This window comes from Flavobacterium sp. (genome assembly GCF_043720215.1).
In the GTDB taxonomy this organism is placed as follows: Bacteria; Bacteroidota; Bacteroidia; order Flavobacteriales; family Flavobacteriaceae; genus Flavobacterium.
On the sequence record NZ_JAYSSZ010000240.1, the window covers coordinates 1 to 7,864 of the forward strand.

Annotated in this window: 6 protein-coding genes; 1 reads left to right on the top strand and 5 read right to left on the bottom strand. The window is 31.5% G+C overall.

Annotation, left to right across the window (positions count from 1 at the left end; genetic code table 11):
* Nucleotides 1-105 precede the first annotated feature (105 nt).
* The gene (locus ACHZC3_RS10620; RefSeq protein WP_394759837.1) at nucleotides 106-1,368 is read right to left on the bottom strand and encodes a dicarboxylate/amino acid:cation symporter; all 1,263 of its coding nucleotides are present in this window, start codon (nucleotides 1,366-1,368) and stop codon (nucleotides 106-108) included.
* A gap of 105 nt (nucleotides 1,369-1,473) precedes the next feature.
* On the bottom strand, nucleotides 1,474-2,541 hold the full coding sequence (gene aroC, locus ACHZC3_RS10625) for a chorismate synthase (RefSeq protein ID WP_394759838.1): 1,068 nt from the start codon (nucleotides 2,539-2,541) through the stop codon (nucleotides 1,474-1,476).
* A gap of 154 nt (nucleotides 2,542-2,695) precedes the next feature.
* On the opposite strand from aroC, the gene ACHZC3_RS10630 reads away from it, so the two are divergent.
* Nucleotides 2,696-3,268: a hypothetical protein gene (locus tag ACHZC3_RS10630; RefSeq protein WP_394759839.1), complete on the top strand. Its 573-nt coding sequence runs from the start codon at nucleotides 2,696-2,698 to the stop codon at nucleotides 3,266-3,268.
* Between the two features lie 36 nt (nucleotides 3,269-3,304).
* On the opposite strand, the gene bshA is transcribed toward ACHZC3_RS10630, so the two are convergent.
* The 3 genes from bshA to ACHZC3_RS10645 all read right to left on the bottom strand — a co-directional run.
* Nucleotides 3,305-4,453, bottom strand: coding sequence for an N-acetyl-alpha-D-glucosaminyl L-malate synthase BshA (gene bshA, locus ACHZC3_RS10635; RefSeq protein ID WP_394759840.1), 1,149 nt, complete (start codon nucleotides 4,451-4,453; stop codon nucleotides 3,305-3,307).
* A 72-nt stretch (nucleotides 4,454-4,525) separates the two neighbouring features.
* Nucleotides 4,526-4,879, bottom strand: a complete 354-nt coding sequence (locus ACHZC3_RS10640) for a hypothetical protein (protein WP_394759841.1) — start codon at nucleotides 4,877-4,879, stop codon at nucleotides 4,526-4,528.
* Nucleotides 4,880-4,886: 7 nt separating this feature from the next.
* Nucleotides 4,887-7,864 (bottom strand): glycoside hydrolase family 3 N-terminal domain-containing protein (locus tag ACHZC3_RS10645; protein ID WP_394759842.1); only part of this gene is annotated, 2,978 nt, incomplete at its 5' end.

Genomic DNA, 7,864 nt, shown 5'->3' on the forward strand with positions numbered 1-7,864 from the left:
CCAAAAAGAATAAATGAAACTCTTTTATTTATAATAAAGGTTTTATTATGTGTATAAAAAAGCCAAATCTTTCGATTTGGCTTTTAGAAATTTAAATAATTTTAATTATTCTTTCTCCCATTTCCCTACAACACTTGTAGCTAATGCATTTCCTAAAACATTGGTTGCACTACGAAACATATCACAAAAATGATCTATTGGTAATATTAAAGCGATTCCTTCTACAGGAATGTCAAACATACCACAAGTAGCTGCAACAACTACAAGACTGGCTCTTGGTACTCCTGCTATTCCTTTACTAGTAAGCATAAGAACTAAAAGCATAGTCATTTGTGTAGGCATATCTAAATGAATTCCAGATGCTTGAGCTATAAAAATACTGGCAAATGTCATATACATCATACTTCCATCAAGATTGAAAGAATAACCTAGAGGCAACATAAATGAAACAATCTTATCTTTTACACCAAAACGCTCTAATTCTTCAGTTAATTTTGGAAAAACAGCTTCAGAACTTGTAGTTCCAAAAGCAATAATTAATGGACTTACGATATGTTTTAATAAAACTTTCATTCTGCTTCCTAAGAAAATAAAACCTATTACAAGTAAGAAAACCCACAAGGAACTAATTCCTACTAAGAAAGAACCAAAAAATTTGGCATAGGTTAGTAACAAATCGTTTACATCACGAATAGCAAAAACTCCTGCAATAGCACCAAAAACTCCAATTGGTGCAAATTTCATTACGTAACCCACCATTTTAAGAATTACATGAGAAATAATTTCTAACACATTTGTTACTGGTTTTGCATAAGTCCCCATTGATGCTGTTGCCAATCCGAAAAAGATAGAGAAAATAACAATTTGCAAAATCTCGTTGGTTGCCATGGCTTCAAAAATACTTTTTGGAATAATGTGTTCTATAAAGTTTTGAGCCGAAAAATTTTGTGTTTTATCTACTACTTCAGAAGCAGTTGTTGGATCTATATCGATTAATTTTAGACCAACGCCAGGTTCGAAAAAGTTGACCCAAAACATCCCTATTAATAACGAAATAAAAGATGCGGTAAAGAACCAAGCCATTGCCTTTCCTCCTATTCGCCCTACGGATTTGATGTCGCCCAATTTAGCAATTCCTACCACTAAAGTTGTGAGTACTAATGGCGCAATAATCATTTGTACCAATCGAATAAAAACAGTGGCTAACATTTTGATATAACCACTAAATGCTTTGGCATCTTCTGGTGTGTAATTGTTGTGTATAAAAATTCCTAAAACTGCTCCAATTAGCATTGCAATTAGGATTTGAGTTGTAAGATTACTAAAAATAGATTTTTTTGTTTGGATTGTAGATTCTGTTGTATTCATAGTTTATGGTTGAATGTTATTGTTTTTTAGCCCCGATAGCAGTGGAAATCCTTTTGTTTTTTTCTTTAAAAAACAAAAGATTGGAACGGATAGCGGGAATAGCTTCTAATGATTATTATAAATTTTATTTAATAGAAAAAAATCGGCAATTACAATGGCTGCCATCGCCTCGACAATGGGAACAGCACGTGGCACAACGCAGGGATCATGACGTCCTTTGCCTTGTTGCTCGATAATTTCGTTTGTATTTGTGAGTACTTCTTGTTTTTGAATAAGTGTGGCTACGGGTTTGAAAGCGACACGGAAATAAATGTCCATTCCGTTAGAAATTCCGCCTTGAATTCCGCCTGAGAGATTACTTTTTGTAGTTCCGTCTTCGTTATACAAATCGTTGTGTTCACTTCCTTTCATCTTGGCACCACAAAATCCGCTACCGAATTCGAAACCTTTTACAGCGTTTATAGATAACATGGCTTTGCCTAATTCTGCATGCAACTTATCAAAAACTGGTTCTCCTAAACCTATTGGCACGTTTTGTATGACGCAAGTTATAGTTCCACCAACAGTGTCTCCTTGTTTTTTAATTTCTTTGATATAATTTTCCATTTTCTCAGCCGAAGCCAAATCCGGACAACGAACAGCATTACTTTCGGTTAATGAAAAATCTAAGTCTTGATATGGTTTGTCGATAAAAATATCTCCTACAGAAGATACGAAAGCATTTATTTTTATTTCTGGAATAACTTGTTTTGCAACCGCTCCAGCTACTACTCTACTGGCTGTTTCACGAGCTGAACTGCGTCCGCCACCACGATAATCACGAATTCCATATTTTTTTTCGTAGACATAATCGGCATGACTAGGACGATACGAATCTTTTATATGAGAATAATCATCAGATTTTTGATTGGTATTTGGAATTATAAAACCAATTGGTGTTCCTGTGGTTCTTCCTTCGAAAATTCCTGATAAAAATTGTACTTCATCTTCTTCTTTTCGTTGGGTAACTATTGTAGATTGTCCTGGTTTACGACGTTGCATTTCATTTCGAATGGCATCAAAATCTAATACTATATTTGGTGGACAGCCATCGATAATTCCTCCCATAGCTTCTCCGTGAGATTCTCCAAAAGTGGTAATTTTAAAAATATTTCCGTAGCTATTACCTGCCATTATTTTTTGTTTGAAACAAATGTAAACTAATCATTAAAACTTATAAAATAATATTACATTTTAATTTATAAATCGAACATTTTTGAAATAAAACGCATCAATAGTAAAATAATTGTATCTTTATTTGCGTTAAATAAAATTAAACAAAAAAAATATGAAAAAATTATTTATTACTGCTTTGATGCTTTCGGGATTTATATTTAGTGCAGAAGCGCAGAAAAATGCAATTGGAATTAGATTAGGTGATAATTCAGGTTTTGGTGCTGAAGTTAGTTTTCAAACAGCTTTATCTAAAAAAAATCGTATTGAATTAGATTTAGGTTTCAGAAACGAAGGTAATGCATATAATGGATATGGTTACGGAAACGGATATGGCAATAACTACTATAACGGTAAGGGCTACGGTCATAATGATATTAAATTTGTTGGTATTTACCAATGGGTATTTGATATTAAAAATGGTTTCAAATGGTATGTAGGTCCTGGAGTTGGAGTTGGTATATATAGTTCAAAATACTACTATAATGACAAAACCTTTTTATTAGAGGATAAAAACGGTGCTTTTGCTGTTTTAGCTGGAGATGTAGGAGTTGAATATAATTTTAAGTTTCCTTTGCAACTTTCTTTTGATGTAAGACCAGAAATATACCTTAGTCCTGATTATGTAGATGCTAGAGACAATAGTTTTGCTCCTGATTTAGGGTTAAGCGCTAGATATAGATTCTAAAAAAGTATTTTTACACATCATAAAAACATCTTTAATCTATATTAAAGATGTTTTTATTTTAGATTCTTCAATAGCTTCTAAATATAATTTTTCGTATAAAGGAACTATTTTTTCTACCGAAAATTGTTTGGCAACTTCTAAAGCTTTTTGCTTAAATAAGTTTAAATTATTTTCGTCGGAGATTATTTTGATTGCATTTTCAGCCATCTCTTTTATATCACCTATATTGCTTAGATATCCTGAAACACCGTGAATATTTACTTCTGGCAAACCTCCGGAGTTGCTTGAAATTACTGGAACACTACAAGCCATAGCCTCTAAAGCTGCAAGCCCAAAACTTTCAGTTTCTGATGGTAATAAAAATAAATCTGTTAGTGTCAAAATTTGATTTATCTCATTACTATTCCCAAAAAAAATCACTTTGTCAGTTATTCCTAATTTTTCACATAGCTTTTCAGCTTTGGCTTTTTCTGGACCGTCTCCAACCATCATTAGTTTTGCAGGTATTTTTTGCTGAATTTTATAAAAAATTTTTATAACATCTGGAATATTTTTTACTTTTCTAAAATTACTAATGTGTGTAATAATTCGCTCTTCAGGTTTTGCCATTACGGAACGTTTACAAGGAATATTATCAATAATTTTATTTTCTAATTCGATAAAATTTGGAATCACTTCTATCTCATTTCTAATATCAAAAAGTCTAAGAGTATCGTCTTTTAAACTCTGAGAAACCGACGTTACTTTATCCGATTTATTAATGCTAAACGTAACTGCAGTTTTATAAAATGGATGGTTTCCTACCAACGTAATATCAGTCCCGTGAAGTGTTGTAACCATTGGAATTATTATGCCTTGATCTTTTAACATTTGCTTTGCCATATAACCAGCATAGGCGTGCGGGATAGCATAATGCACGTGTAATAAATCTATTTTATGCAGTTTTACCATATCAACCAATTTGCTGGACAAAGCCAACTCGTATGGTTGATAATGAAACAATGGATACTCAGGAACATTTACCTCATGGTAATGCACATTTGGATTTAAAAGGGCTAAACGAACAGGTTGTCTATAAGTTATAAAATGTATTTCGTGACCACGACGGGCGAGTTCTAGACCTAATTCTGTGGCAACAACGCCACTTCCTCCAAAAGTTGGATAACAAACAATTGCTATTTTCATTTATTGATTTTGATGAAACGAATTTACTGAAAATAGAATTTATCCTACGATAAATAAAAGTTAAATATTCAACTATATTTTACAACAACCGTCTAATGTTGCAATTCCTTCGGCAGTTGCTTTTACTTCATCGGCATCATATCCCATTTTTGAAATACTTTTTTTTATAGTTTGCAAATTGGTTTTTTTTGCATTAAAATATACTGTAAAAATCATTTTCTTATCATCTAGTTCATACATTTTCAAACCTTTTATTTTTAACATTTCAGTCTTAAATTTTAGTCCACAAGTTTCACATGCTGCACAATGATCACAATTTAAAGTAGTTTTGATTACTGCTTTTTGATTTGTTTTCTGAGCAAATGTAACATTTGAAACAAAGAATATAGCAATGATTAAGATTGTTGATTTTAATAAATTTCTCATTTTATAATTATTTTATTATTGCTTCATAAATAATCTTCTGAATATCTTCTCTAATATTCTCTTTAGACAATTTATTTGGTGCATTCGAGTCTGGGAAAGTTCTGTTAGACAAGAAAACATATACAATTTCTGTTTCAGGATCTACCCAAGTCATGGTTCCTGTAAAACCTGTATGCCCAAAACTTGTTAGTGATGCACAACCACAAGTTGGTCCTGCTGTTCCTGTTATTTGTGGTTTATCTAATCCCAGTCCTCTTCTATTGCCTTCGGCACAGAAATAACAGGTATTAAAATCGTTAAAAGTCTTTTCAGAAAAATATTGAACGTCTCCATACTTTCCTTTTTGCAGATACATTTGCATTATTTTTGCAATATCCATAGTATTAGAGAAAATTCCTGCGTGCCCCGCAACACCACCTTGCATTGCTGCACCCATATCGTGGACATAACCCTGAAGTAACTGATGACGGAAATAAGTATCAACTTCTGTTGGAGGAATAACACTCATATCAAATTTTTGCAAAGGATTGTACAACGTATTATTCATTCCTAATTTAGAAAAGAAATTTTCTTGAGAGATAACATCTAGCGTTTTATTATTTACTTTTTCTAAATATTCTTTGAGCAATATAAAAGTAAAATCACTATAAACATATTGCTTTTTTTCTAACAACTTACTATTTAAAATTGTCTTAATAATAGTATCGTTATAATCATTTCTTATGAATAAGTTTTCTGCTATTTGATTTTTATAATTTGATGAAACTGTTTTTCGGTAGTACTTTTTTAAAGGTGCTTTATTAGAATCTAATGTCGATTTATAAAACGGAATCCAAGCTTGCAATCGAGCATAATGTGACAGGAAATCTTTCAGTTTTATAGAATCTTTATCTGTCCCTTTTGCTTCAGGAATCATAGATCCCAAACGGGTCTCTAAGTTAATATTTCCTTTTTCATATTGTTGCATGACATTGGGCAATGTAGAAACAATCTTTGTTAACGAAGCTACATCATAAATATCTGAATTTTTAACTTTTTCTTCCTTTTTATAGCTGTGAAAACCGAATGATTTCTGATATATGACTTTCCCTTTTCTAGCAACTAAAACTTGTGCTCCAGGCGTCATTTTTCCATCAATCGCTTTTTTTACAATTGATTCAATTTTTGATAGAGTCTCAGAATTCATTCCCACACTTTCTGGTGTTCCAAAGCCTAATATGCTAATTTTCTTAGTACTTAAACCAAACCCCTCTTTATAGTTTTCGTTTACTGATACAGGTAATTTTCCTTTAGCAGCTATAGCTCCAAAAATTAATTCTGCAGAAACTTGTTGCGCAATATCACCATTTTGATAAGAAACAATTACTGAAGAAATATTTTCAAAAGATTTAATTTTTGATAATGAATATGGTTTTGTAAATACATCTAAAATCACCTTTTTATTCTCTGCAATTTTTTCAATTAACAACAACTCATTATCCGTAAAATCTTGAATTTTCCACCAGCTTTTGTCTGATTTATGAAGTCCAATTATGACTGAATTAAATTCTTTTAGTTCAGCATCTAAACTATCAATAGGCATTTTTACAACTTCAGAAACATCTGTCACTTCAGCATATTTTTTTAATGTTGCTAAAAAATTATTTCCAGAATCCTCACCTAATTTTATATAAGCGATTTTCTCTTTTGATAAATCTTTTAAAGGTAAAATATCATTTTTATTTTTTATAACTGTTAATGCATTTTCATATAGTTCGTATTGCAAACTTGTATTTTCTATCGGATTTATTTCTGCAACAATGTTTTTTACATCGATAGGTTTATACTTGTTTAAACCTGCTTTGTATTTATATTTTAAAATTTTTATTACAGAATGTTTTAATCTATCTTCTGTTAAAACAGTATCTTGAATAGCTTTTTTAAGTCTTTCGTAAGCAACAGGAACATTTTCAGGATTCAATAGAACATCATTTCCTGCAAGCATACATTCAAGCTCTAGCTCTCCTGATTTTCTGAAAGCGCTTGCTCCTTTCATATTCAAGCCATCAGTAAAAATTAAACCTTTAAATTTCATCTGATTTTGAAGTAATTCCGTAACTACTTTATAAGATAAAGAAGTAGGATAACCTTCTTTGGGTTCTAAGCTAGGAACATTTAGATGAGCCACCATGACAGATTGCATTCCTTTATCAAACAAAGGTTTGTATGGAAACATCTCTATAGAATCTAGTCGTTGTCTATCGAATTTAAGAATAGGCAATCCTAGATGAGAATCAACTTCAGTATCGCCATGTCCTGGAAAATGTTTCCCAGTAGATAAAACCCCTTGGTTTTGAACTCCTTTCATTAATGCAATAGCTCTATTGGTAACTTCGTATTTATTTTCTCCAAAAGAACGATTCCCAATAATTGGATTTTTAGGATTTGTATTAATGTCTAAGACTGGCGCAAAATTGAAATGTATTCCCATTTTTTTACATTCTCTTCCCATATTTTCACCCATTTTTTCGATGAGTTTAATATCTCGGATAGCACCTAATGTCATATTATACGGATATTTATAGGTAGAATCTAACCTCATATTTAATCCCCATTCTGCATCGATTGTAATAAATAAAGGAATTTTAGATTTTGACTGCAATCGATTGGTAAGTTTAGCTTGCTTTACTGCACTTCCTTGCAAAAAAAGTAATCCACCAACTTTGTATTTCTCTACCAAAGAATCTAAACTTTTAAAGTGCGTTTCGTCTCTATTAGAGTAAGCCGATATAACAAAAAGTTGCCCTATCTTTTCGTCTAAATTCATTGTTTTATAAACACTATCTACCCACTTTTTTTCTGAATGAGTATCGTCAAAAAAATTGAATCCTTCTTTTGAAGGATCAATAAATTTTTCAATTATAGGATTATCTGTATTTTTAGTAATTGCATTATTTTCTTTACTACGATTTTTATTTACAGAACAATTGACCGTAAATAAAACGA